We start from the raw sequence: 26,797 nt of genomic DNA, 5'->3' as shown, positions 1-26,797 counted from the left end.
GGCGCACGGCTTGATTAAAACAAGTCTTGGCGCGGCCCGAAAAACCTATGATGTCTCGCCTCTTACGGGCGAATCCGTAAGCGCTACCTCGCGCGAACGTGGGGGCGAGTCAACTTATCGATAGGGTTATCGTTTCAGTAAGAACGTTCACATGCCTGATCTTCCAATGTGTGCATGTTTTGTGCGCTTAATCCGAAGCGATACCTGGCCTCATGTGTCATGTCGGGTTTTTCTTCGTATTAAAACTCCCCTGCGATACCGGCCTTGAAAGTGGCGCTATCGCCGCCGGCGTAGGTAGCGCCTGCGGTAAAGGCGAGCGCGCCGGATACGCGGTGCATGACACCGGCCGAGAACCCGACCTCGCCGCGGTGGACAGCGACGTTGGAGGCATAGCTGGTCATGCCTGGCTCGCTCGGGAAATGCGGCTGCGCCATGGCGGCAACAGCGGCAAGGCCGCGCCGCGTATCCTTGCGGTCAACTTCGGTAAGATCGAACAGGGCATTCACTCCGCCTTCGAGCGTAGCGACCCTGCCATCGAGCGCGGAGATCTCGGCTTCGTGGAAGCTGGCGACCTGGCGCATCGAGTTACCGAGGCTTGCGACCGCCTGCGCTGATGCAAGCGCGCTGCCTTTGCCAAGCGTACCGCTGTCATCGACGGTCACGCTGTAGAGCTGGCCTGACTGCGCTGCGGTACTGGCATCGATATCGCCGATCGCAACGCTTGAACCTGCTCCGCCCAGCATCACCTGGTTGTTCAAGGTCGTATTGGCTTGATAACCGATCGCAGTAGACTGGGCATTGTCGGCAACTGCATTGGTGCCCACGGCCAAAGCATTGGCCTGGTTGGCGATGGTCTGGAAGCCGATGGCGCCGGAGTTCTGTCCGGTAGTGTTGGCCTGGTATCCGATGGCAACACCGAACTGCGCCGAACCGCCGACATTGGAAAGGTTGCCCAGCGCAACCGAGCCATAGCCAGTGGCCACCGCGCTATCGCCGACTGCCGTTGCCCGAGCGGTATTGGCGATCGCGGAATAACCGACAGAGGTCGTTCGCGAAGCATTAGCCTGCGCCTGGTAACCAAACGCACTCGCCTGCGTCGAACCCGAAGCACTGGCCTGATAACCCACTGCCGTGTTGAAAGTACCAGAAGCGCTGGTCTGCGCACCTAGCGCCATCGCGCCGGTAGCATTGGCAGAAACGGCGGCATCGGCTCCCAAGGCAATGGAACCCGCGCCGCCAGCGAACGCACCGACATTGCCGGAGTCGTTGGAATCAGCGCCAATGGCAATCGCATAATCGGCGACGGCCTGACCTGCGTACCCTCCGGCAAAGCTTCTTTGAGCTGAAGCAACGGTGCTGGCACCCAGAGCGACCGACTGAAGTCCGGTGGACGCATTGGCGCTGTTGCCGATCGCTATAGCCTCAGTAAGTCCAGCCTTGGCCCCAAATCCGAAGGCCAATGAGGCAGGGCCATCTGCGATTGCATCCCGACCGATTGCGAGTGCATTGTTGCCCATAACCGCTTTTGCACCGACGCCGATGGCGATATTTCCTTCCTTTGTCGCCTCGCTGAGGTAGCCGATAGAGGTTGCGAAATTGCCGGCCGCGTTTGCAGAAGCTCCAAGAGATGTGGCGAAATTGCCGGTCGCTTTGGCGTTGGTTCCAATTGCCGTTGCACCAAGTTTGTCGGCCAAACTATCCCAGCCAAACGCGGATGCTTGATCAGCGGCTGCGTTTGCATCGGCGCCTACTGCCACGGCAAAATCGCCCGCAGCCTTTGTCCCAGCGACATCCGGATCGGCCCCGTCCCCACCGATCGCGATCGAGGACATGCCGCTGGAGTTGGACGCGACGCCGATCGCAACCGCGGAACTTGCGCCAGTTTCGACCACCGCTTGATAGCCAAGGGCAATTGAAAGAGCGCTATTTGCCTCTGCTGAGAAACCTATCGCGCTGCCGCTGCTAAGCGCCTTTGCATCAGCACCAATTGCCATGGCGAAATTGTTGCCCGCCGAACTGCCTGAGCCAAGCGCCAAAGTGCTAATGCCGCTCGTGGTTGCATCTGCGCCAATAGCGACCGCTCCATTGCCGTTTGCTTGCGCGCCGTCCGAATCGCCATCGACGTAGTTGCCACCGATTGCGATCGCTCCATTGCCAATCGCGTCACTGGCATTTCCGATGGCGACACCTTCTGTAAACGAGCCGTCGACTGTTGCGGACAAGCCGATTGCTACCGAAGCAATGGCATCCGCCGCAGCTCCCCATCCAAATGCAGATGCGTCGGTGGTGGCCTGTGCATCGGAACCGACGGCGGTTGCTAAGTCGCCACCAGTGCTTGAACTAGCACCCAGCGCTATGGTCTCAAACCCAAGCGCAACCGCATCTTCACCCACTGCGATACCGCCTATGCCGGCAGCCCTCGCGCCCAAACCGTCCATATCGTCACCATCGCCGCCAATAGCGATAGCGCCGTTATCTTCAGCGCTAGCTCTTGCACCGAGCGCGACCGAGAAACTGCCTGACGCTCCGGATTCGTTGCCCAATGCAGTTGAGCTGGCGCCCGTTGCATCAGCTCCCGAACCGATGGCAGTCGCGAAAGCCTCTGTTGCCGTTGCATCGAATCCGCACGCCAGCCTCGCATCACCATCGCCCGAATCCGCGCCCGCATCATCGTCGATGCCAGTGTCGGCATCGCCGTTATTGTTGCGATCAAGCAGGCAGTCTTCAGCCAAAGCGCGTTCGGGTGCGAACGCAAATGTGCCCAATGCAAGCAAGGTTGATGACAAGATTGCGCCTTTGACCGAAATATTCATATAGGATTCTCCCCGTTTGCAGTTCGAATCCCTATTGATCGCCTCCCGGCCGGCTGTCATACCCCATATGGGGACCAAGGTATTGATTCTGATAAAAGAACCGCTTTCCGACCATGCAATTGATCTCGACATCGTCTCCTCGACGTGGCGTTCTCTGCATGAACCTGAAGGTTTCGACGAACTCATTTCCGCGTGGGACCGCAAGTTCGCAAATTCCTCCAGCACTGCCAGGCATCTGCCAGTCGACGCAACGCTTTCTCGCCTCCTCGGGGGCCTGTCTTCGCGGCTGGATAGTTATGCCGATGTGGAAACACGCGACCAGCTGGAGGTCTGGGTGCGGCGAGCATCCTCTCCTGCAATGGCACTTTCTCCCGAAGGGCGGGTGGTAACGCTCAATTACGGGGCGGCGGACTTCTTCGGCATCGAGCAGGGACAGCTCGCAGGCACCGCCTGGGTGCAGGAGCGTTCGCTTGGCGAGTTCAAGAAGATTCGCCGCGCTGCTGTCGCCGGGGGCAACGCCGCCTATGCGATCTTGCGATTGATCGACCAGAGAGGTCAGGAATGCATCGCCGAAGCGTTTCCTGTTCAATCCGCCGAGACCGATGTCACCTACACCGTAATTCGCTCACTCGAGCTGGCCTGGGACGGACAGATAAATCTCCATCTGGCCCAGGCCTTCGGGCTAACGGAAGCCGAATGCGCGATTTGCAAGCTCCTCTTTTCCGGGTGCGACGTCGATGCAGTTGCGGGCGCGCGCGGGGTAACGACCGAGACGGTGCGTACCCAGATCAAGCGGGTCCTCACCAAAGCCGAACTTCGATCACGTGTCGAGCTGATCAGGTTGTTGGGCATGCTATGCGCGCGGGCTACGGCGGAAAGGGAGCGCACCTCGCTGGAGTGGTCTGATCCGCTGCGCAATGAGCAGATCTTCACCCGGGCCGATGGCCGCCGCTTGGCATATACATGGACGGGCGCTGCCAACGGTACGCCGATCCTGTTCCTGCATGGCGAGCTGCCCTACTTTGTGCAGCACGAGAATATCCAGCGCAAGATCGCCGACGCCGGATTAAAGCTCATCGGGATGTCGACACCGGGTCACGGAAACAGCGACCCGCTGCCTGACGCAGATCAGCTCGACGACGGTACGAATGCGGTCTTCGAGCTATGTAATGCGCTGAACCTCAAGGGGACGCCAGCCTTCTCCAGCTATACCGGAAATTTCTACCTCGCCAATGCGGCGGTACGCGAACCTGGAAGGTTCAGCTCCTTGATGTGTATCGGCTTGCCGTGGAACTTCCCTGCAGGAAGATGGCGTAAATTGGCGCTCAACCAGAAAGTGTTTGCCCAGCTGGCGCACTCGTCTCCGAAAATCTTCGAGCTGGTCTGCCGCTTGGGATTTCGAATGGTCGAACGCGAAGGACCGGACTTCTACCTGCTGCGATCCTTTGGCGAATCGGAGGTCGATCGCAAAACGATCTTTGATCCTGAATACCAGCCCCTATTGCGCGTGTGCTGTCGCCACCTGACCAGTCAGGGCCACAAGGCATTTTTCAACGAGATGACGATGGTGGGCCAGAATGACCTCGCCGATTTGCTGGGCCAGCTCGAGGTTCCGATGCACTGGCTTATCCCTGGAGATGCGGAAAATCTCGGACCCGAAGAAGTAAACGCGGCCCGGGGTATCTCCGATACGATAAGCGTGGAGATTGTTCCCGGGACCGGCGAATTGCTTCCTTATCAGCGGCCTGACATCTTCATCGAGCGCTTGAGCAAGTTGGCAAACGAAGGCACCCCGCACTAGCGTCCCAACACTAAAACTCCCCGGCGATACCGGCCTTGAAGGTGGCGCTATCGCCGCCGCGAGCGGACGGCTGTTCCCGGCGATCAAGCGCGGGCTGGGCTAGACCTCTGCCTGCACAATCCCGATGGCGAACTAGAGCGAGTGTGTTGAGTGTCCGATAGAATTTGGGAAGCGGACGTCGTGAGACGCCGGCGTTCTCAACATATCAAGCCTCAGAATTCTCCCGTAAAGCCCACGGTTGCACCGGTATTCTTGCCGCCGGAGTGACTAAGGCTGGCGGTAAGTGCGAATGGACTGTCCGTATTAAGCCGGTGAGCAAGTCCCAGACTGAAACCGAATTCGCCGCGAAAGGTCGAGCCCTTGCCCATGTAACTTGTCTTACCGGGTTCGGAGGGGAGCGGCGCATCGGCCTGCGCCAACGCGGCGGCGACACCCTGGCGCATATCGTCGCTAAGGTCGGAGAGTTGGAAGCCGAGCGTAGCGACCCTGCCATCGAGCGCGGAGATCTCGGCTTCGTGGAAGCTGGCGACCTGGCGCATCGAGTTACCGAGGCTTGCGACCGCCTGCGCTGATGCAAGCGCGCTGCCTTTGCCAAGCGTACCGCTGTCATCGACGGTCACGCTGTAGAGCTGGCCTGACTGCGCTGCGGTACTGGCATCGATATCGCCGATCGCAACGCTTGAACCTGCTCCGCCCAGCATCACCTGGTTGTTCAAGGTCGTATTGGCTTGATAACCGATCGCAGTAGACTGGGCATTGTCGGCAACTGCATTGGTGCCCACGGCCAAAGCATTGGCCTGGTTGGCGATGGTCTGGAAGCCGATGGCGCCGGAGTTCTGTCCGGTAGTGTTGGCCTGGTATCCGATGGCAACACCGAACTGCGCCGAACCGCCGACATTGGAAAGGTTGCCCAGCGCAACCGAGCCATAGCCAGTGGCCACCGCGCTATCGCCGACTGCCGTTGCCCGAGCGGTATTGGCGATCGCGGAATAACCGACAGAGGTCGTTCGCGAAGCATTAGCCTGCGCCTGGTAACCAAACGCACTCGCCTGCGTCGAACCCGAAGCACTGGCCTGATAACCCACTGCCGTGTTGAAAGTACCAGAAGCGCTGGTCTGCGCACCTAGCGCCATCGCGCCGGTAGCATTGGCAGAAACGGCGGCATCGGCTCCCAAGGCAATGGCAGAGGCTGCCGACGCCGAAACGCTCGCAGCGTGACCAATCGCTACACCATCAATCGCGCCGGTTGCGACCACAGCATCGGCACCCAGCGCGATGGCGTTTGCTGCCAAAGCTGTTGCTCCCAATGCGCCGCCGGTATCGCTGTCCGCACCATCACCGCCGATCGCAATGGAATGAAGGCCCAACGCTGCTGCTCCAGAACCGGCTGCAATCGCATTCGTCTCTGTCGCACGAGACATCGCTCCGATTGTGGTAGCACCTTCTCCCGTTGCTAGTGATTGTACTCCAAATGCGGTTGAATTGAGCACGCTTGCATTTGATGCGGCGCCAATGCTGGTAGCTCGTTCACCTTGGGCAAGTGCACCGAAACCTACGGCCGTTGCATTGTCACCGGTTGCTTCGGCGCTGTTACCCAGCGCGGTCGAAGCCCCTCCAGTGGCAGATGCACCGGAGCCAAACGCGCTCGAGAAATTCATTGACGCAGAGGTGTTAGAACCAACAGCAACCGAGTTTGTGCCCGCCGCCGTTGCCCCGGCACCGCCGCTGCTAACCGCGACATACACCAGCTCAGCGGCGTTGGCGCTAGCCGTGCTTGCAAACGCATCGACATAGGCCTTGTTAGCGGCATCGGTCGCATTCACAGGTGCTGCGACATTGACGATCCGGCGCGTGAGGATATCATTGGCATCGATAAATCCATCCTGATTAGTGTCTTCTGTGCCGTCCGCGCCAACTGAGACTGTCCCCGCCTCGGTCGTGTGCGAAAATGCGCCCAGGGCAACCGAAGAGTCGAAATCGGCACGCGCACGATTGCCCAAGGCTGTCGCATTGTCAGCTTCGGTATTGGCGTCCGCGCCGATTGCCACGCTGTTGAGATTGCCTGCGAATGCATCATTGCCGATAGCGATTGCGTTTGCTGCCTCTGTCCCCGCTGTTCCGATTGCAATCGAAAGAACTCCATCTGCGAAGCTCCCTGCGCCTACAGCAATGGCACCCGTTGCCCCCGTGTTCACGGTTGCATCACGACCAAGTGACACACCATCAGTCGCCATCGAAGCCGCTTCCAATCCGATTGCGATGGCTTGAAGTCCCGTCGACTGCGCCGCAGTGCCGAAAGCAATCGCATTGCCTCCGGTCGCTGTTGTGGCGGCTATAATGTTCGTACTTCCCTGGGTGATCCCCAATGCCGCCCCAATCGCGATATTGCCATTCGTGGCATCGGAGTATGCGTAGGCGCCAATTGAGATCGCACCGTCTCCATAGGCCTTGCTACTATACCCATTGGCCAATGATCCGAGTCCGTTCGCCACACTTGCCGATCCAAATGCGGCGCTCAAAATGCCACTTGCGGAACTGTCGTATCCTACAGCGGTTGCAAACGAGAGGGTGGCCTCGCTGTTTGCTCCATAAGCGACGGCACGGTTGCCACTTGCTGTGCTTAGGTTGCCGGTCGCAAGTGAGCTTGTTCCAGTCGCAGAGCTGTTTGCACCAATGGAGATGCTGTTTTCTCCTTGCGCCAGACTAGTTGGTCCGACTGCTATTCCGTTATAGCCGCTGGCTGTGGAGCTCGCGCCGAGAGCGGTGCTACTGTACCCGATCGCGCTTGTTCCAGTGCCCAGTGAGGCAGCTTCATACCCGGATGCTCCGCTTTCAAAACCAACCGCTACGCTTTGATAGCCGCTCGCGCTGCTATTGGCACCGACTGCGGTTGACCGACTGGATGCGGTAGTGGCGCCCGAACCGACTGCCGTGGCAAATAATCCGTTGGCACTCGTCCCTGTGCCGAGCGCTACGCCTTCATTCCCGGTGGCAACGGAAAATGCACCAATTGCAACGCTATTCGTTTCTGAACTGCTGTTTGAACCGATGGCAACCGCCTGCGAAGCCGTTGCTTGCGCATCAAGACCGATCGCGATGGCATTGTCGGTTACTCCGGTACGTCCGGCATCGGCGCCTGATCCCAATGCCACCGATTGCGCGAAAGAATTGGCGTTGAGCCCGATCGAAACGGCGAGGCTCCCGCTTGCGATGGAATTGTAGCCCAACGCCACTGCGCCAGCACCGCTCCCACGCGCGAGCCCGCCGAGCGCAACTGCCTGGCTGAATGCGGCCTCTGCATCATAGCCCAGGGCGGTGGCCTGGGTGCTCGCCAAGGCCGAAGAGCCGACTGCCGTTGCCTGTAGGCTCAATCCTGTATTCGCCAACTCCCCGCAAGCCAACGAACTGTTTGTCCCATTAGATTCGGCGCCGCCCGTTCCATCCGCGATGCCATCATCATCTGTATCGAGCACACAATCCTCGGCTTTTGCCTGCTCGGGAGCAAGGATGGTACCTGCGAGGGTGAGAACTGCAAAAGCGGAAGTGGTCAGAAGAATGTGGCGCATGACGAATCCCAAAGGTTGGAGGACGAGACGAAATCTATGTGGATGAGGGATTGATGATTGCGACCGCCTATCCCTCTCGATTCGTGACGCTAGGCGGGCGCACGCGCGAGTCAATGAGGCTTAACAGGTCTTAAGAGCCTCAATCGGAAACACTCTCCTCAAGCGTGTGCATATCCTCATCGCTGAATCCGAAATGGTGCCCGGCCTCGTGAATGACGACATGTGTCACGAGATCTTCCAAGGCCACGCCCGTTTCGCGCCACTCGGCCAAAAGCGGCTGGCGGAACAGCCAGATACGCGGCGGTAGGCGGCCCGGATCCCACATCGACTGGTCGGGCAGGGGAACCCCTTCATAGAGCCCTGAAAGCTCCCGCTTGTCCTCAAGGCCGACCGAGGCGAGCTGCTCTGGGGTCGCGAAATCGACCACTTGCAGCGAGATATCGGCGAGCTTCTCGCGCAGGTTGGCCGGTATCCGCTTTAGCGCGGCATCAGCCAGGCGCTCAAACGCCTCGCGGTCAGGATCGGCAGATCGCAGGGTTGCCATCGCTCTCATATGGTGCGCGGCGCAGCCAATTCAAACACTTCGCGGAACCCAATGGCGGCCCTGACTGTTGAAGGTGTAAACACAGATTGGAGACACCATGAGCGATACTGCAGACGAGATTTTCGAACGCCTCAAACAGGATCATGACCGCCACCGCGAGCTGCTTGACAAGCTGCTCGAGACCAGCGGCGAGACTGACGAGCGCCAAGAGCTTTTCACCGAGTTGACCAAGGAACTGAAGGCGCACGCCGCAGCCGAGGAGCAGGCGCTCTATTCAACCATGCTGCGCAAGCCGCCGACCACCGAAGACACACGCCATTCGGTAGCTGAACATCACGATATCGACGAAGCTCTTAATGACCTTGCCGCAACCGATATGGCCGAAGGTGGCTGGCTTACGAAGTTCAAGAGCTTCGATCACACGTACCGCCATCATATCGAGGAAGAAGAAGACGATCACTTCCCTGACTTCGCCAAGCACCTCACCGAAGAGGACGAGAAGCACATGACGGAGGTGTTTGAACGCCGCAAGCGTGAGGAGAAGGCCGAGGCCGAAGTTACTCCCGAGAAGAAAGAGGACGCCAAGGAGTAAGCGTGGCGGACGGGGGCGACACAACCGCGACGGATTACGAGCCTAATCTACCCGACGAGTCGGTTGAACCCGGGGTTTGGCGCTACGCGCGCGCTACCCGGGCGAGCCTGATCGTCGACGCTGCCGACTATTTCCAGCACATGCGCAGCGCGATGCTCAAGGCGCGCAAGCGCATCCTGATGATCGGCTGGGACTTCGATACACGGATCCACCTGCATGTCGGCCGCCGCTGGTGGGAGAAGTTCACCTCGGACGAGGCACCGGCTCGGCTTGGCAGCTTCATTGTCTGGCTCACCCGCCACAACAAGAACCTTGAGGTCCGGATCCTGCGCTGGGGTTATGGCGCACTCAAGTTCATCACCCGCGGCTCAATGACGCTCGATTTGCTGCGTTGGTGGCCGCACAGGCGGATCGACTTCGAGTTCGACAATAAGCATCCTACCGGCGCGAGCCATCATCAGAAGATCGTCGTCATTGACAACCGGATCGCGGTTTGCGGCGGGATCGACATCACCTCACAGCGTTGGGATACGCGAGAGCACAAGGAAGACGACCCGCGCCGTCGCCGCCCGCGGGGGCTCAAATACGGCCCGTGGCATGATGCGACGATGATGATTGAAGGCGATGCCGCACAAGCTTTACGCGAGCTGGGCGAGGAGCGCTGGCGCAGAGCTGGCGGACCCGAGCTCGATGACATTGATGCGAGCGAGAAATCGGCGTGGCCCGAAGAACTTGAAGCCCAATTCGAAGATGTCGAAATCGGCATCGCCCGCACAAGGGGCAAGTTCGAGGACGTCGGCGAAGTAAAGGAAATTGCCGATCTTTTTGAACGCCAGATCGCAGGGGCCAAGCACTTCATCTACGCAGAAAATCAGTACTTCGCCTCGCGCCGCATCGGGGAAGCGATTTGCAAGCGGTTGCAGGAAGACGATCCCCCGGAGATTGTAATCGTGCATCCCGACAAGGCCGATGGCTGGCTTGAGCAGCAGGCAATGGACCACGCACGGGCCGAACTGATCCGGACGCTGGGCGAGGCGGATCCGGAGAAGCGGTTCAACATGTACGTCCCCTACACCGGCGACACGCCGATCTACGTGCACGCCAAGATCATGATCGTGGACGACAAGATCCTGCGGGTCGGCTCGGCCAATATGAACAATCGTTCGATGGGGCTCGACAGCGAATGCGACATCTTCATCGACAGCAGCCGCGACGGCAATGGCCATGCCGCTGAGCAGATCGCACGGCTGCGCTATTCCCTTCTTGCCGAGCATTGCGGTCTCGAGCCGCAAGAAGTGCCAGGCCTGCTCGCGCGCCATGGATCGATGGCAAAGATGATCGAGGAATGTGGCAATGGGCAGGGGCGCTCGCTCCAGCGCTTCGATCTCCAGGATGCGAACCCGATTGGTGAAGCGGTGGCAGAATCGCAAATCCTCGACCCCGAAGAGCCGGACGAACTATTTGAACCCTTTGCGGGCGGCGGATTATTCCGTAGGCGGTCCCGCTTGCGATCACTTCGCAACAAACTGCTCAGGCGGGAGAACGGTGGATGAGCGATTCAATACAAGAGGAGCCGGACGGGCGTCGGGGCAAGCCCGATGTGCCGGACGAGGTGCAGGACGCAATCCGTACGCTGATTCGCTGGTCGGGTGACGATCCGACGCGTGAAGGCTTGATCGATACGCCCAAGCGCGTGGGCCGTGCATGGCTCGAATATTGCCAGGGTTATGGTGAGGATCCTGCGGTCCATCTCAGCCGCGTGTTCGAGGAAGTGGGCGGCTACGACGAGATCGTGCTGCTTAAGGACATCCCGTTCCAGAGCCACTGCGAGCATCACATGGCACCCATCACGGGCAAAGCGGCGATCGCTTACCTGCCGAAGAACAAGGTAGTCGGTATCTCAAAGCTCGCACGGGTGCTCCACGGATTTGCGCGGCGCCTGCAGATCCAGGAGCGGCTAACCGCGCAGGTTGCTGATTGCATCTGGGACCACCTTGAGCCGCAAGGTGTTGCGGTGGTGATCGAGGCCGAGCATGGCTGCATGACCGGGCGCGGCGTGCGCACCCCGGGCGTTGGAATGATTACGTCGCGCCTGCTGGGCTGTTTCCTCGACGATCCGCGCAGCCGTAAGGAAGTGCTCAGCCTGATGGGCTATGGCTAAGGGGCGTCCGCCAAAGGCCAATCTGCGGACGCCAAGATATCTCCGGCCACGCTAGTGAATTATAGAGCCGCCAACATCTCGCCGGAGTTCGTCTGCGCCTTGCCGAGTCTTGCAATAGACGCGGGTGCACCCAGGTGACAAATGCTCGGTCGAGTAGATCGCTACGCCTCGCGCGCGGCAAAGTGCCTCTGCCTCGCTTCGAGGCAGAGCCAAATTGATTGATCTATCGATCATTCCGCAGCGTTTTCGGAACGCTCAAGGCGAGCCTGCGCAAGCGCATCCTTCAAGTTTGAATATCGATATTGCCCGACCGAGTAGTTTCCAACGAGCGTTAAAACCACGCCCATACTACGTAGCTCCGACATATCGCGAGCCAGGTCCTCGCATTTTGCGAGATCCATCTTCCCGTCCTCGCCCAGACTATGCGGATGGCAACGAGCGAGGAATTGGTCTTGGGTCATGAGAGTCTCCCGAAAATGTAAGCGGGAGCCCAAGGTCTCTCAGTCGCAGAAGCCTACATGAAACGTTTCAACGATAGCCCCAAGATGGCGCTTCGATGATGCCTTTGTAAGACTTGGGTCACAGATTACTCAATGAAGTTTGGAAAGGGCAGATCGCGGCGTCTGGGGGCTTCAAGGATAAGCAGTGCAAACGGGGTCACTTTTCGTTCCTTATCCGTGGCATGGTGTCAGCTTATTTTCCCTGTTCTGTTGTATCTGGGCGAGCTCGTAGCCATCTAACACATAGCTACCAGTCGCAATCGACGGTCACCAGCTTCCAGCAAACAGAAGCGATTTCCTTCAGTTCCGCCTTCTAGTCGCAGCAGGGCCGATCCTGGCATGCTGCCTAACGCATGAAGGAATCTTCGATGACACATTTCGGCAAAATCAAGAGCTATGACAATGGCAAGGGAACAGGCACAATCTCGCCTGAAAAGGGCGGGGATGCCCTTCCATTCCGCAAGTCGGACCTGCAGCAAGAAGCGCAAGTGCCTAAACAGGACGAGCGCTACGGTTACGAGGTGAAGGATGCCAACAACGGTAAGCGCTACGCCATCAATCTCGCAGCGCAGCAGGGAGAACCCGCCGCCCAGAAGGATCAGGCAAACGCCCAGCAAGGCTGATGCCGACGGCTTGGCCGGGGGTTCATGGCCCCCGGCTCACGCTCACTTTTCCCTGAAGGAACCTTTCCCATGCCGATGAACCAATTTCTGTTTGATCACCAGCTTGCCGCCATGCAAGCCGATGGCTCGGGTTCGGCCGAAGAGCGCAAGGAAACTCTCGATCTGATTGGGACCCGCGCGAAGCAGATCACCAAGTGGCGAAAAAAGAATAGGCTTTCAAACACGGGCTGGCCTCGGGACGAAGGTGAGGATGCGGCCAACTCATAGCGGCGTATTCACCGAGTCCCCGGCGCAGCTCCCGCTCGATTTCAGCGTATCGCCTAAACTCGCCAAAACTATCTCCAGGCGCCAAAATTCGCGCAAACTACCCAGGCAAGGATTTCAAAAATCTCAGCGCTATTGGCGCCGAATTATCTAGACTATCAGTACATGGCCGCTTCCTCTGCCTAACTGTCCACCCGGCGTGCTTTCCTACTTCGCGCATTCCTGCTCCATGATCGTGGATGCGCAAGCGTCCCGCACGAAAGCTCGCCCATAGGCTCCGCCGCCGACCACCCTTCTTCCATCCGGTGCCACTGCGAACGCGCCGTGACGGATGGAGCGAAGCGCGGCAATGCGGCTTCCTCGCGGCCCTCTATTTTACCGGATCGGTTGGCCGGGCCGCGAAGGCGGTCGGCATGTCGCGGGCGAGCGTCTATCGCCTGCGCGAAAGATCGGGCGCGCTGGATTTCGCCTTCGCCTGGGATGCGGTGCTGACGCCGCCCGGTAGTGGCCGCGTGAAGCGGCCCAGGGTGGATTGGCGGAAGGTGACAAATCGGGAGCTGCTCGGGCGCATCAGTACCGGCCTTGTGAAGCCGGTTATCTATCGCGGCAAGATGACAGCGATCCGCCGCAAACCTGACAATTCCGCGCTTCTCCGGCTGGTGCGACGCACCAGCGCACTGGCCGAACACGAAAGGGCGAGCCATTGAGACCCGCCCTTCAAGAGTTTTGCAAAATGCTTCCTTCGGTGCTCCACCCAGGGGAGGGTGCAAGCCCGTTACAGCTGCCCGAGCATATGCTCCGCGCTGGAAACTTCGAAGCTGCCGCCTTCTTCTACGTTGAGTTGCTCGACAACGCCGTCATTTACGACCATCGACCAGCGCTGGCCGCGCTTGCCCATGCCGAAACCGCTAGCGTCCATCGTCAGGCCTACAGCCTCGGCGAGTTCGGCATTGCCGTCCGCCAGCATGGTAACATCCCCGGCGGAAGCGGATTCCTGCCATGCGCCCATCACGAATGCATCGTTGACCGAAGTGCAGGCGATTTCGTCGATCCCCTTCGCCTTCAACTCGTCCGCCTTTCCGACAAAGCCGGGCAGGTGTTTGGCCGAGCACGTCGGTGTGAAGGCACCAGGTACGGAAAAGAACGCAACCTTCTTGCCGGCGAAGAAGTCTCCCGACTGTATCTGTTCAGGTCCTTCCGAAGTGGCTTTGGTCAGTTTCACATCAGGTAGCTTGTCGCCAACCGAGATTGTCATTGCGCAATTTCCTTTCGATAATCGTCCCGTCTGCGCCTGATATAGGGCTTTCATCGCGTGCGGCAATGCAAGAACATATAAAGATATCTTTATATTTGCCTCTGTGGGCGCATCTCGCTATCTGCCGCAGCCAATCGTCGGTGCGCCGACACATCACAAACACGCCAGGAGATGCCAGTGGCCACGCTCGCCAAGGAACAGGATTACGTCATCAAGGATATCGCGCTTGCCGATTATGGCCGCGCCGAGATTGCCATTGCGGAAACGGAAATGCCCGGTCTGATGGCGACGCGTGAGGAATATGGTGAAGCGCAGCCGCTCAAGGGTGCGCGGATCACCGGTTCGCTCCACATGACGATCCAGACTGCCGTTCTGATCGAAACGTTGATCGCACTCGGCGCAGAAGTGCGCTGGGCGACGTGCAACATCTTCTCGACGCAAGATCACGCGGCTGCGGCAATCGCAGCGCAGGACATCCCGGTCTTCGCGATCAAGGGCGAGAGCCTCGCCGAATATTGGGATTATGTCGGGCGGATTTTCGACTGGTCGACAGCGGAAAATGCTGATCGCACGGCCAATCTGATCCTCGATGACGGCGGCGATGCGACCATGTTCGCGCTATGGGGCGCACGCGTCGAGGCCGGCGAAGAGCTTCCCGAACCGGCTAATGCCGAGGAAATCGAGTTCCAGCGTGCGCTGAAGGAGTTCCTCAAGCGCAAGCCCGGCTACCTCACAAAATCGGTCGAGAACATCGTCGGCGTTTCTGAAGAGACCACCACCGGCGTCCACCGGCTTTATCACCTTGCCAAGCAGGGCAAGTTGCCGTTCCCGGCGATCAATGTGAACGACAGCGTGACCAAGTCGAAGTTCGACAACCTCTACGGTTGCCGCGAGTCGCTGGTCGACGCGATCCGCCGTGCGACCGATGTTATGCTTTCGGGCAAGGTCGCCTGCGTCGCCGGCTATGGCGATGTCGGCAAGGGTTCGGCCCAGTCGCTCCGCAATGGCGGCGCGCGCGTTCTCGTGACCGAAATCGATCCGATCTGCGCTTTGCAGGCGGCGATGGAAGGCTTCGAAGTCACCACAATGGAAGACGCCGTGACGCGGGCCGACATCTTTGTGACCACAACAGGCAACGAAGACGTCATCACCGCCGATCATATGAAGGCGATGAAACCGATGAGCATTGTCTGCAATATCGGTCACTTCGATAGCGAGATCCAGATTGGCGCGCTTTCCAATTACGAGTGGAACGAGCTCAAACCCGGCACCGATGTCGTGAAGTTCCCCGATGGCAAGGAAATCATCATCCTCGCCAAGGGCCGGTTGGTAAACCTCGCTTGCGCGACGGGCCATCCAAGCTTCGTGATGAGCTGCTCCTTCACCAACCAGGTGCTGGCGCAGATCGAATTGTGGGTAAACTCGGACGAGTACCAGAACGACGTCTACGTGCTGCCGAAGCATCTCGACGAGAAGGTCGCAGCGCTGCATCTCGACAAGCTGGGTGTGAAACTCACCAAGCTGAGCAAGCAGCAGGCCGACTATATCGGTGTGCCGCAAGAAGGCCCGTTCAAGCCCGAGCACTATCGCTACTAGTCCGGCAAAGCCCCGGGCCGGTCGAGGCTGCCGATAAAATCCGCGTTTCGGCCGGTTTTCGCGGGCGAAGCATTGCATCCGGCAGGCGGGCGGAATAGCTGGAAGATATGGAATTTTCCTCCACCGCGCTGGTCGCCGTCGGGCTGGTCCTGGCCGTCTGGACAGGCGTTGCCGCGTGGTTGATGATTGCGGCATCGAGCAAGGCGCGCAGCGCGGAAGCGGCGCGCAAGGTGGCGCGGCGTTTGGGGCGAATGATCGAGGAAGCGCCCGCTGTCCCGCTGACCGTTCGCGCCGATGGCAGGATCGAAGCGCCAGACCGTTTGGCGAGATGGCTCGGTCTCGACAGTCTGCCGCCCTATCTCAGCGAACTGGCTGGAGTCGACGGGGCCGGATTGACCGAGGCGCAGCTGGAAGAGCTGACGAAGCTGGTCCGCCGCGCGCAGAAGACCGCTGCGCCGTTTCGCATGACTATTGGGGCTCCGGGATCGGGGCGCAGTCTGGCGCTGCGCGGAACGCTAGCTGATCCGCAAGTCTCGCCCAGCGGTGCGGCGATGATCTGGGTGTTCGACTTCTCCGAAAGCGAGCAGGAGCTGGTCCAGTTGCGCGACGAAGCGCAGCGCGCACGGAACGATTTCTCCTCTCTCGTCGGACTGATTGAAGCGGCGCCAATGCCGATGTGGTTCCGCGGCGACGATTGCCAGCTACGCCTCGTCAATGGGGCTTATGTCGCCGCAGTCGGAGCGAAAAGCGCCGACGCCGTGGTCGAGAATCAGATCGAGCTGATTGAGAGAGTCGACGGGCTAAGCGCGGCGCAGGTTGCCGGTCAGGCGGCTTCACAGAAGCGCGCGATCGAGCGGATTGTGACTGCGACAATCGCGGATTCTCGGCGTAGCCTGCGAGTGACGGATCTGCCGCTCAAGGGTGCAGGCGTTGCCGGGTATGCAGTCGATATCGAAGAAATGGAAGAGCAGGCGCGCGAGTTCCGTGCATTCCGCGAAGCCCAGCGCTCAATGTTGGACCAACTCTCCATCGGCGTGGCCCAGTTTGACGAACAGCGCCGTCTTACATTCGCGAACCAACCTTATCGCCGCATCTTCTCGCTTCCCCATGGCGCTGTGAGCGAGCACGCCAGTTTCGAACAGGTCCTGCTGACCGCGCGCGATCATGGCCGCACCCCCGAAGTGCGCGACTTCCCCAGTTGGCGCGCCGAGCATTCCGAGTGGTTCCTGACCGACAACAGCCACGAGGAAGCCTGGCCGCTATCCGATGGCACCCACCTTCGGATTGTCGCGCAGCCCATGCCCGATGGCGGGCTGGTGATGATCGCCGAAGACCGCACCGAGCAGCTCTCTCTATCGGCTACGCGCGATACGCTGCTGCGTACCCGAACCGCAACTTTCGACAATCTCTATGAAGCGTTGGCGGTGTTTGCTCCTGGGGGTAACCTTGAGCTGTGGAATCGCGGGTTTGCGAGCGCCTGGAGTCTCGATCCTGAAGTGCTCGATAGCCACCCGAGCGCTGAAGCATTGATTGGAAAGATCGCGCCGCACCTTGCTGACAAGAGCGAAGCCGATGCGATCGGGGAGGTCGTCCGCGCTGCTACGCTGGACCGCAAGCGCAGCGGCGGTCAGGTTGTGCTCGATGATGGCCGGGTGCTCCAGTATGCCGGGGTTCCGCTGCCCGATGGCAATGGCATGCTCACAGCGCTCGATGTGACCGATTCCCGAAAGGCGGAAGATGCGCTGCGCGAACGCAATCGTGCACTGGAAGAAGCTGACGCGGTGATGACGCGCTTCCTCGCCAACATGTCATATGAATTCCGCACGCCGCTGACGTCGATTGCTGGTTTCGCCGAGATGCTCTCGACCGGACTGGGCGGAGATCTGCCCGAACAGGCGAAGGATTATGCCGACGCAATCATGGAGTCGGTTGAACGCTTGTCCGAGCAGGTCGAGAACGTGCTCGATCTCTCGCAAAGCGAGGCGGGCCTGATGCCGCTTTCGAAAGAGAATTTCGCTCCGATGCCGCTCGTTACGCAGATGGTCCAGAAGCGCGAACAGGCGATTACGAACGCCGGCCTTTCGCTCGATCTTCGCGGCGACAATGCGCTCGAGATTGAGGCAGATCCACGCCAGCTGCGCCGCGCGCTTTCCCAGCTTATTGACAATGCGATTACGTATACGCCGCGCGAAGGCAAAGTCCTTGTCGACCTGCGTAAGGATGGAGGCGCGTGCAGGATCGTCATCTCGGACAACGGCAAGGGAATGGCGCAGGACGAGCTTGAGCGTGCTCTGGATGGACTGCGACCGTCAGCCGATGGCGAAGGGCTCGAGCGTCGCCAAGGACTGGGAATCCCGCTCGCACGTCAACTGGTCGAAGCGCACGGCGGAACATTGGAAATTGTGTCGCGTGAAGGGCTGGGGACTACCGCGACAATCCGCCTGCCATGATTATCGACCTTCCCGATCTCGCGGCGATGGATGCGCTCGGCGCGCGGCTTGCCGAAAAGCTGCAGGCTGGCGATGTGGTAGCGCTGTCTGGCGGACTGGGAGCGGGCAAGACGACACTGGCCCGGGCGATCATCGCGGCACTGGGCCACGAGGGCGATGTGCCTTCACCCACTTTCACAATCATCGAAGCCTATGAGGACTTGGAGGTGCCGCTGGTGCATGCCGATTTCTATCGCCTGGAGGATCCATCGGAGGTCTTGGAGCTGGGTCTCGACGACTACCGCGAGGGGGCAGCTTTGCTGGCAGAGTGGCCTGACAAGGCGGGTGGATTTACAAATGAGCAGGGCTGCCTTTCGATCACGCTCAAAATCGTGGGAGAAGGGCGGCGTGCGATTATCGATCCGGGGGTCAATTGGGTATCGCGCTGGTCATGAGTGAACTTCCTAATGGACTGCACGAATTTCTCGGCCGGGCAGGATGGGGCAATGCGCAAGTGGCTCCCATTCCTGGCGACGCGTCATTCCGGCGATACTTTCGCGTGGAACGCGATGGAAGGTCGGCGATGCTCATGTATACTCCGCCGCCTGAGGAAGATCCGCGACCGTTTCTATCGGTAGCGCGGTATCTCAACGACCATGATATGCGTGCTCCGGAGATTTTTGCAGCAGATGAACAGCAAGGTTGGGTGCTGCTGGAAGACTTCGGCGAGCACCGCATGCGCGAGTGGCTGGATGACTATCCGGGCCACGAAGAAGCAACATATCAGGCTGCAATCGATGCATTGATCGAGTTGCATCTGAAGCCTGCAGGTGATTTTCCGCCCTATGACATGGCGACTTATCACCGCGAGGCTCGCCTTTTTGTCGAATGGTACTGCCCGAGAATGGGCCTATCGGTCGATGTCGACGAGTGGACAGCAGCGTGGAACGAGGTGCTTGATCCCTTGCTTGTGCGCCAGCAACACGGCGTGACAGTCCTGCGCGATTATCACGCCGAGAACATTATGCTTCCCGCACCATCTTCGATAACATCAGGCGAGCAGGGCTTGATCGATTTCCAGGACGCGCTGGTCGGTCACCGGGCCTACGATCTCGTTTCCCTGTTGCAGGATGCCCGGCGCGATGTCGATCCAGGGCTGGAGCGCCGCATGCTCGACTACTACGCTCAAAAGGCAGGCGCCGGTAGCGAGTTCGAAGCCGATTACGCGCGACTTGGCGCGCAGCGCAATGCGAAGATCGTTGGTATTTTCACGCGGCTGTTCAAGCGCGATGGAAAGCCGCGCTACCTCGACCTTATTCCGCGCGTGTGGAACTTGATGGAGCGCGATCTCGCCCATCCGGCTTTGGCACCTTTAGCAGACTGGTTTGCCGCAAACGTACCGCAGGAAATCCGTAGCAATGGTGGGGCGCCGGCCAAATGAGCAGCTTGGCGTCCGATACCGCCATGGTGATGGCAGCGGGTCTCGGCAAGCGCATGCGTCCACTTACAGCGACCCAGCCCAAGCCTATGGTTCGCGTCGCAGGCAAGCCACTCCTCGACCATGCCCTCGACAAATTGGCCGATGCCGGTGTCGCGAAGGCTGTCATCAACGTCCACTATCTTGCCGACGCGATCGAGGCCCATGTTGCCGAGCGCGAAGAGCCTTCGGTCATCATTTCGGACGAGCGCGATCAGTTGCTCGAAACGGGCGGCGGCATGGTCAAGGCGCTGCCTCATTTGCCAGATCCATTCTTTTGCCTGAACTCGGACAATGTCTGGCTCGACGGGCCGCGCGATGCCTTTCACGATCTCAGTCAGGCATGGGACCCCGAAAGTATGGATGCGCTATTGCTGGTCGTGCCCCATGCACGGGCGCGCAACTTCACGGCCAAGGGCGATTTCCATATGGACGCGTGCGGAACGCTCACGCGGCGCAAATCGGGTCGCATTGCGCCATTCATATTTATGGGAATCCAGCTCGTTTCGCACCGCCTGCTGCGTAACGCGCCGGAGGGCAAATTCAGCACTATGCAGCTGTGGGAGAGGGCGATCGAAGAAGGGCGACTGTTCGGAACTTCGTTTACCGGCGAGTGGTACGAAGTGGGGATGCCTGAACATATTCGCCCGACCGAAGAAGCACTGACAGGTGGGTGAAAGAGGAAAACCTGAAGTCTATTCTATCGCGGCGCATCGCGGTTTCGCCGATGCATTGGTGGCGGGGCTTGTCCCGCGCTATTCCGAAGGAGGATTTGGTCTTGCACGGCTAACCTTGCTGCTGCCCAGTCGCAGGGCCGCGCGAAACATCTCCGAAGCGTTTATCCGGCTGATGGGTTCGGGCGATGGGTCAGCCGGAATGCTCATGCCGCGCATGGCGGTGGTCGGCGATCTCGATCTCGACGAAGCGCTTGGGCCGCTGCTTGATCCGCTTGGCAGCAGCGCGATTCCGCCTGCTATCGATCCCATGCGGCGATGGTTCGAACTGGCCGACCTGGTTCCGCAGGCGATGCGCGCACTCGGCCGTGACGCGCCGCCCGCTCCAGCACTTTTGCGTCTGGCTAGGGATATTGGGGCGACCATGGATCGCCTGATCATCGAGGATGTCGCGCCGGAACGGCTGTGGGAGCCAGAAGTACTCCGGGCGATGGAGGAGCTTTCGGAGCACTGGAAGGATGGCACGAAACTGTTCTTCACCGTGCAAACGCTGTGGCGCGAGCGCTTGAAAGAGTTGGATTCTGTTGATGCAGCGACGCGCCGCAACCTCCTGTTCCGTGAGGCAGCGCAGCGGTGGAAAGCGAAACCTCCGCAAACGCCGATTGTCGCAGCAGGTGTGACCAGCTCCGCGCCGGAACTGGCAAGGCTGCTGCGAGTAGTTGCGGAGCTGCCGAAAGGCGCGGTCCTGTTGCCTGATCTCGACTTGTCGATGCGAGACGAGGTTTGGACGGAGCTGGGTAATGCAAGTGCACCGCGAGACGAAGGAGATCCTTTCTTCGGTACGGATGATGCAGTGACGCATCCGCAATTCCACCTGAAGCTCTTGCTAAACCGGATGGGAATCGCTCGGGGTGAAGTGCAATCCTGGCACCGCAAGGGGGAAGCCGCCGCTCCGCCCGCGCGAAGTCATGCGGTATCCTCGCTGTTCCTTCCTCCCGAAGCGAGCAAGACCTGGATCGATCTGCCCCCGGAGAAGCGTAAGCTCTCTGGCATTCGCCTGATGCAATGCGACACGCCCGAGCATGAGGCGCAATCGATTGCATTGCTTATTCGCGAGGCGATCGAGGAACCGGAAAAGCGCGTTGCGCTGGTCACGCCGGACAGGGGCCTAGCGAGCCGGGTAGTCCAGCATTTGCGGCGCTGGAACATCACGGCAGATGACACCGCAGGTCGGCCGCTCACACAGACGCCGGCAGGGCGTCTGTTCCTGCTCTTGGTCGAGGTGATGGCGGAAAGAGCTGCACCGGTCCCGCTGATGGCGTTGCTGGGGCATCCACTGGTCAAGCGCGGGGAAGAGCGGCGCGACTGGCTGCGCAATGTAAGGCGGATGGAGCTGAATCTGCGCGGCGCACGTGAAGCGCCGGGGCTCGATCCGCTTGCCGCGAAGGCGGAGAAGGCGCAAATTCTTGAGTGGTGGAGCGACGCGGCCAAAACGTTGCTGGCGCTGCTCGATATCGACGGCGATGCATCTCTCACTGCGCTACTCGATCGCCTTATCGCAGTTGGAGAAGCCTTGTGCGGCGAGGGGTTATGGGCGCGGGAAGATGGCCGCGCGCTGGCGAATTTCGTCGAAGAGTTGCGCCTGAATTCGGAAGCTTCGCCGCTACTGGTCGAACCAGAGCACTTGCCGCAGATCCTGTCAGACGCGATGGATGGCATAGCGATCCGTCCACCCTATGGTGGGCATCCGCGCGTGTCGATCTACGGGCTGCTCGAATCGCGGATGAGCCGCGCGGAACTGGTGATTTGCGGCGGACTGACCGAGGGGAGCTGGCCTGCGACACCGGCGGTGGACTCGTTGTTGGCCCCAGCGGTGCTGAGAGCGCTTGGAGTTCCCGGAGCGGATTTCCGGATCGGTCTTTCTGCGCATGATCTGGTTGGCGCCATGGGGGCGCCCGAAGTGGTTCTGAGCCATGCGGCGCGCAGCCTCGATGGACCTGCGATTCCTTCGCGTTTTGTGTTGCGTATCAAGGCCTTGCTCGGCGAAAAGTTACTGGAGAACCACCGCGAAAGTCGCATTCCAGAGCTGGCCAGGGCGATCGATTCCATCGCGCCAATACCGGCGGCCGAGCAGCCGAAACCGATGCCTTCAGCAGAGCAGCGCAATGTCCGTATCTCGGTCACTGCGCTCGATCGACTGCGTTCCGATCCGTACCAGTTCTACGCCAGCTCGATCCTCGGACTGAAGGAGCTGGAAGCGCTCGATGCTGAGCCGTCACCCGCCTGGCAGGGCACGTTAGCGCATGAAATTCTTGAGGATTTTCACAACGGACACGGTTCGCTCGAGGAGCTGATGGAAATGCATCTCGCTGCGATGCATGCCCACCCGATGGCGCGCGCTTTGTGGCGCCCAAGGCTTGCCAAGGCGCTCGAATGGGTCGCCCAGCAAATCGAACAGACCCCCAATAGACGAGCCGAGATCATCGAGAGATGGGGCGAGATCACCGTGCGCGGCGCCAAGATATTCGGCAAAGCGGACCGGATCGATCTGCTGGATGGTGGCACCATGGCGGTGATCGACTACAAGACCGGAACGCCGCCGACCGGATCGCAGGTCGAGGCCGGCTATGCGCTGCAACTCGGCACACTCGGGTTGATGGCTGAGCAGGGTGCTTTCGGCAACGAGAGGGGCCAAGTCACCGCCTTCGAATATTGGTCGCTGGGCAAGAAGGATGATGACTTTGGCTACATCACTTCTCCGGTCAAGGCGCCCGCAAACCGAAGCAGGATACTGCCCGAAGAATTCCTCCCGCTAACTTCAGAACATTTGAACGAGGCGCTCGATAAGTGGATCCTGGGCGATGCGCCGTTCACCGCGCGAGAGAATCCCGATGCGCCGGTCTACGCAACTTATGACCAGTTGATGCGGCTCGAGGAATGGCTTGGCCGCGAACAAGCCACCCGCGAAAAGCCGGGAAGCGCACCATGAGTGGTAAGGTCTATCCGCTGCAGGATAACCAGGCGCGCGCAGTCGCGCCGGAAGACAGCGTGTGGCTGTCCGCTTCCGCAGGGACCGGCAAGACGCAGGTGCTCTCCGCGCGCGTTTTGCGTCTGCTGCTGCGGCGCGATGTCAGGCCCGAGCAGATACTGTGCCTGACTTTCACCAAGGCGGGCGCAGCGGAAATGACTACCCGCGTCAACGACGTGCTGGCGAGCTGGGTACGCATGAAGCCCGAGGCGCTGGCCAGCGATCTCAAGGCGATTGGCGCAGGCGTCGACCCCCATACTATGGCGCGGGCACGCTCGCTCTTCGCCAGCGTGCTCGATTGCCCCGGCGGCGGCCTCAGGATCGATACGATCCATGCCTTCGCGCAGTGGCTGCTCGCGGCGTTTCCGGAAGAAGCCGACCTCACACCCGGAACACGCCCGATGGAAGATCGCGACCGCGAGCTGCTGGCGCGCAAGGTTCTTTCGGACATGCTGGTTGAGGCGGAGAACAGCAGCGATCGCAAGCTGACCGATGCGGTTGCCGAGCTTTCGATCCGGCTTGGGCCCGATGGTGCGCGAGCCTTCCTGATGCGCAGCGCCGAAGCGCGCGAGGCGTGGTTCGGTCCCGGCGCATGGCAGCCGCCGATGCTCGAGCGGACCAAGCAATTGCTGGGCGTCCCGTCCGACCTGACAGACGATGATATCGCCAGCCAGTGCAGCGACGAGCAGTTCGATATCGCATCGCTACGCCGCGTGCTGGACGTATACCGCCAATGGGGCACCAAGAGCGCGGTCAAGACCGCAGGCCCGATCGAAGAATGGTTGGCCAACGATCCCGAAAAACGCCTCAGTACCATTGCCGAGCTGGAAGCGGCGATCTTCAACAAGGAAGGCGCGCCGAAATACCTCAATTCCGTCCTCAAGATCGATCCGGCGATTGCCGATGTAGCAGACGGGCTGCACGCAGAGATCGAGCGTATTCGTGGCGCTGCCACCCTGCTGGGCTTTGCCGAATTCCTCGCCCCGGCGCTCGAAGCGGGGCGCGCATTCGCACTGCGCTGGGAAGAGGCCAAGCAGCGCGAAGGCTTCATCGATTTCGACGATCAGATCCGCCGCGCAGCTGAACTGCTGGCAAACAGCGAATTATCTGCATGGGTGCGCTACAAGCTCGACCGGCGCTTCGATCACATCCTGATCGACGAGGCGCAGGATACCAATGCCGCGCAGTGGACCATCATTGATGCGTTGACCGACGACTTTTTCTCCGGTGCTGGCCAGCGCGAGGGCAGGCAGCGAACGCTGTTCGTGGTCGGCGATTACAAACAGGCGATCTTTGGCTTCCAGGGGACGAGTCCCGAGAATTTCGCGCAGGCCCGCGAAAAATTTGCCGAACTGATGCGCGCGGCCAAGGCCAATGCCGAGCAATTGCGCGAGCGGATCGATGCCCGCGAACTGGTCGAGCTTGGGCTGGGGCGCAGCTATCGCAGCGCGCAACCCGTGCTCGATTTCGTCGATGCGGCCATTGGGGCGATCGGACCTTCTGAATTCGGTCTGCGCGAACTTTCCGGCGAGCATGTGGGCCTCAAAACACCGGGTCTCGTGCGGATGTGGCAACCGGTGCCTGGAGTGGAACAGGATGCCGACGATCCCGAGGGGCCTGACTGGATTTCAGAGCCCGAAAGGCGGATGGCCGACCGTATTGCCGTTCAGATCAAACACTGGCTCGACGAGGGTTACCCGCTGGTCAAGGACGCGGAGAATCCGCGCAACGCCGGGCCGGGCGATATCATGGTGCTGGTGCGCAAGCGCCGCGAACTCGCTGGCATGATCGTGGCGCGGCTCTATGCCGCGAGCATTCCGGTGGCAGGTGTCGATCGGCTGCGCCTGGGCGCACCGCTGGCGGTGAAGGACCTCATGGCGGCGCTGCGCTTTGCGACGCAGCCGCTGGATAGTCTCTCGCTCGCCAGCCTTCTGGTATCGCCGCTGCTGGGCTGGTCGCAGGACGAGCTGCTCGAACATGGCTACCGCGATGAAGGCGTTTCGCTGTGGGATCATCTGCGCCGTTCGGACACGCCATTCGTCCTCGAAACCGTCGACAGGCTGCGCGACCTGCTCGCGCTGGCCGACTTCGAGCCGCCGCAAGCGCTGCTGCATTGGCTGTTGGTCGGGCCGTGGCAGGGCAGGGCCAAGCTCGCGGCGCGGCTGGGCACGGATGCCCATGATCCGATCGACGAGCTGCTCAATGCCGCGCTCGCCTATGCTAGCGCGCATACGCCGAGCCTGCAGGGTTTTATCCAGTGGTTCGATGCGGGAGAGGGGGAGCTCAAACGCGAGCAAGGCGAGAGCGACGGGCTGGTGAGGGTGATGACCGTGCACGGCTCGAAAGGGCTGCAAGCGCCGATCGTGATCCTGGCCGATGCGACGGGCAATCCCGACAGCTCGCCCCTGCGCGATGTTTCGCTGACCGATCCCATGGAAGGCGCGCGTCGCCTGCCGATCCCGCCGCCGCGCAAGGAAGAGCGGACAGGGCGGATCGCCGAACGGGTTGAGGAGCTGGCCGCTGCCGAACGCGAAGAGCATTGGCGCCTGCTCTATGTCGCGATGACGCGCGCAGAAGAAGCGCTGTTTATCGGCGGCGCGCTGGGCAAGCGCGAGAAAGCGCCTGCGCCCGACAGCTGGTACGCGCGGCTGGAAGCTCTGTTCGATGGCGATGCTCTGGAAGACGACATCTGGGGCATGCGCCGCGATTGGGGCGAGCAACCTGAGCCAGTCAAGCTCGGTAAGGCCGAGGACCGCCAGAGCATTGTCGACCTGCCTATTTGGGCCAAGACTCCCATAGGCGAAGAGCCGCGGCCACCGCGTCCGCTCGCGCCATCGGGGCTGGGGGACGAAACCGGCTCCGATCCGCCGTTAGCGCCAGAGCAACTGAAGGTTGCGGCGCAGCGCGGCGTGCTGATCCATGCACTGCTCGAGCGGTTGCCGGAGGTGGCAGCGGAGGCGCGCGAAGCAGCGGGGCGAGCATGGCTGGAGCGGCATGCAAAAGATCTCCCGGCAAAAGATCGCGCGGATATGCTGGCAAGTGCGCTGTCGGTCCTTGGCGACGATCAGTTTGCAAGGGTCTTTGCGGAGGGCAGTCTCCCCGAAGTGCCTATTGCGGCTGAATTGGATGGGCAGGTGATTGCAGGCACGATCGACCGGCTCTTGATCACCGAAAGCGAAATTGTGGTGGTCGATTTCAAGACCGCACGCAGGCCGCCAGACGCGCTTGAAAAGATCCCGGATTCCACGCTGCGGCAGATGGGCGCTTATGCGGCGGCGCTGGAGAAGATTTTCCCCGGCCGAACCATCTCAGCAGCCATTCTGTACACGCAAACGCCGCAATTGATGGCGCTTTCGCCGGAGATTCTTGAGGCCCAAAAGCCGCGCTTCCATATCGGCGAGGAAAGGTTTGCGCCGCAAACCGTTGAGTAATCGCCGCCCGTTCCTAGATTGGGATCAACTTTCAGGAGACAGA

19 protein-coding genes are annotated in these 26,797 nt (G+C 60.4%); 14 read left to right on the top strand and 5 right to left on the bottom strand.

The genetic code is table 11. The features are described 5' to 3' along the window. Positions 1 to 239 precede the first annotated feature (239 nt). Positions 240 to 2,813, bottom strand: a complete 2,574-nt coding sequence (locus tag ACEWMW_RS12655; protein WP_409414297.1) for a hypothetical protein — start codon at positions 2,811 to 2,813, stop codon at positions 240 to 242. An 82-nt stretch (positions 2,814 to 2,895) separates the two neighbouring features. Here ACEWMW_RS12655 and ACEWMW_RS12650 point away from each other — a divergent pair, with 82 nt between their 5' ends. Beyond that, positions 2,896 to 4,614, top strand: a complete 1,719-nt coding sequence (locus tag ACEWMW_RS12650) for a bifunctional helix-turn-helix transcriptional regulator/alpha/beta hydrolase (protein ID WP_409414296.1) — start codon at positions 2,896 to 2,898, stop codon at positions 4,612 to 4,614. Positions 4,615 to 4,826: 212 nt separating this feature from the next. Here ACEWMW_RS12650 and ACEWMW_RS12645 read toward each other — a convergent pair whose 3' ends face one another. Both ACEWMW_RS12645 and ACEWMW_RS12640 read right to left on the bottom strand, forming a co-directional pair. Then, entirely contained in the window at positions 4,827 to 8,180 is a 3,354-nt protein-coding gene (locus ACEWMW_RS12645) for a hypothetical protein (RefSeq protein ID WP_409414295.1), read from the bottom strand. A gap of 139 nt (positions 8,181 to 8,319) precedes the next feature. Next, a complete protein-coding gene (locus tag ACEWMW_RS12640; protein ID WP_409414294.1) occupies positions 8,320 to 8,724 on the bottom strand; it encodes a metallopeptidase family protein in 405 nt (134 codons plus the stop codon). A gap of 97 nt (positions 8,725 to 8,821) precedes the next feature. Here ACEWMW_RS12640 and ACEWMW_RS12635 point away from each other — a divergent pair, with 97 nt between their 5' ends. Genes ACEWMW_RS12635 through folE form a run of 3 tightly spaced genes read left to right on the top strand, consistent with a single transcriptional unit; the run spans position 8,822 to position 11,477 of the window. Next, on the top strand, positions 8,822 to 9,316 hold the full coding sequence (locus ACEWMW_RS12635; protein WP_409414293.1) for a hemerythrin domain-containing protein: 495 nt from the start codon (positions 8,822 to 8,824) through the stop codon (positions 9,314 to 9,316). A gap of 2 nt (positions 9,317 to 9,318) precedes the next feature. Then, positions 9,319 to 10,869, top strand: a complete 1,551-nt coding sequence (locus ACEWMW_RS12630) for a phospholipase D-like domain-containing protein (RefSeq protein WP_409414292.1) — start codon at positions 9,319 to 9,321, stop codon at positions 10,867 to 10,869. Further along, positions 10,866 to 11,477, top strand: a complete 612-nt coding sequence (gene folE, locus ACEWMW_RS12625; RefSeq protein WP_409414291.1) for a GTP cyclohydrolase I FolE — start codon at positions 10,866 to 10,868, stop codon at positions 11,475 to 11,477. The genes ACEWMW_RS12630 and folE overlap by 4 nt, the downstream gene beginning before the upstream one ends. Before the next feature lie 230 nt (positions 11,478 to 11,707). Here the strand turns inward: folE and ACEWMW_RS12620 are convergent, their stop codons facing one another. Next, positions 11,708 to 11,938 carry a hypothetical protein gene (locus ACEWMW_RS12620; protein WP_409414290.1) on the bottom strand — a complete coding sequence of 77 codons (231 nt, stop codon included), beginning with the start codon at positions 11,936 to 11,938 and terminating at the stop codon, positions 11,708 to 11,710. 407 nt (positions 11,939 to 12,345) lie between these two features. Here ACEWMW_RS12620 and ACEWMW_RS12615 point away from each other — a divergent pair, with 407 nt between their 5' ends. From ACEWMW_RS12615 to ACEWMW_RS12605, 3 genes are all read left to right on the top strand, one after another. Further along, positions 12,346 to 12,600, top strand: coding sequence for a cold-shock protein (locus ACEWMW_RS12615; RefSeq protein ID WP_409414289.1), 255 nt, complete (start codon positions 12,346 to 12,348; stop codon positions 12,598 to 12,600). 69 nt (positions 12,601 to 12,669) lie between these two features. Beyond that, positions 12,670 to 12,867: a hypothetical protein gene (locus ACEWMW_RS12610; RefSeq protein WP_409414288.1), complete on the top strand. Its 198-nt coding sequence runs from the start codon at positions 12,670 to 12,672 to the stop codon at positions 12,865 to 12,867. 236 nt (positions 12,868 to 13,103) lie between these two features. After that, positions 13,104 to 13,571 carry a hypothetical protein gene (locus tag ACEWMW_RS12605; RefSeq protein ID WP_409414287.1) on the top strand — a complete coding sequence of 156 codons (468 nt, stop codon included), beginning with the start codon at positions 13,104 to 13,106 and terminating at the stop codon, positions 13,569 to 13,571. Positions 13,572 to 13,639: 68 nt separating this feature from the next. On the opposite strand, the gene ACEWMW_RS12600 is transcribed toward ACEWMW_RS12605, so the two are convergent. Then, the gene (locus ACEWMW_RS12600; RefSeq protein ID WP_409414286.1) at positions 13,640 to 14,119 is read right to left on the bottom strand and encodes a peroxiredoxin; all 480 of its coding nucleotides are present in this window, start codon (positions 14,117 to 14,119) and stop codon (positions 13,640 to 13,642) included. A gap of 171 nt (positions 14,120 to 14,290) precedes the next feature. Here ACEWMW_RS12600 and ahcY point away from each other — a divergent pair, with 171 nt between their 5' ends. From ahcY to addA, 7 genes are all read left to right on the top strand, one after another. After that, positions 14,291 to 15,715: an adenosylhomocysteinase gene (gene ahcY, locus ACEWMW_RS12595; RefSeq protein ID WP_409414285.1), complete on the top strand. Its 1,425-nt coding sequence runs from the start codon at positions 14,291 to 14,293 to the stop codon at positions 15,713 to 15,715. 107 nt (positions 15,716 to 15,822) lie between these two features. Next, on the top strand, positions 15,823 to 18,165 hold the full coding sequence (locus tag ACEWMW_RS12590) for a sensor histidine kinase (RefSeq protein ID WP_409414284.1): 2,343 nt from the start codon (positions 15,823 to 15,825) through the stop codon (positions 18,163 to 18,165). Then, entirely contained in the window at positions 18,162 to 18,599 is a 438-nt protein-coding gene (gene tsaE, locus ACEWMW_RS12585; protein ID WP_409414283.1) for a tRNA (adenosine(37)-N6)-threonylcarbamoyltransferase complex ATPase subunit type 1 TsaE, read from the top strand. The genes ACEWMW_RS12590 and tsaE overlap by 4 nt, the downstream gene beginning before the upstream one ends. Next, positions 18,596 to 19,585 (top strand): aminoglycoside phosphotransferase family protein, encoded by a 990-nt coding sequence (locus ACEWMW_RS12580; protein WP_409414282.1) that lies wholly within the window; start codon positions 18,596 to 18,598, stop codon positions 19,583 to 19,585. Before tsaE ends, ACEWMW_RS12580 begins: the two co-directional genes overlap by 4 nt. Continuing rightward, a complete protein-coding gene (locus ACEWMW_RS12575; protein WP_409414281.1) occupies positions 19,582 to 20,298 on the top strand; it encodes a nucleotidyltransferase family protein in 717 nt (238 codons plus the stop codon). The genes ACEWMW_RS12580 and ACEWMW_RS12575 overlap by 4 nt, the downstream gene beginning before the upstream one ends. Beyond that, on the top strand, positions 20,291 to 23,284 hold the full coding sequence (gene addB, locus ACEWMW_RS12570) for a double-strand break repair protein AddB (protein ID WP_409414280.1): 2,994 nt from the start codon (positions 20,291 to 20,293) through the stop codon (positions 23,282 to 23,284). The genes ACEWMW_RS12575 and addB overlap by 8 nt, the downstream gene beginning before the upstream one ends. Next, positions 23,281 to 26,754, top strand: coding sequence for a double-strand break repair helicase AddA (gene addA, locus ACEWMW_RS12565; protein ID WP_409414279.1), 3,474 nt, complete (start codon positions 23,281 to 23,283; stop codon positions 26,752 to 26,754). The genes addB and addA overlap by 4 nt, the downstream gene beginning before the upstream one ends. Positions 26,755 to 26,797 lie beyond the last annotated feature (43 nt).

Origin of the sequence: Litorerythrobacter xanthomarinus, from assembly GCF_046254955.1 — a bacterium.
Taxonomy (GTDB): domain Bacteria; phylum Pseudomonadota; class Alphaproteobacteria; order Sphingomonadales; family Sphingomonadaceae; genus Qipengyuania_C.
This window is presented reverse-complemented; position numbering and strand designations above follow the sequence as displayed.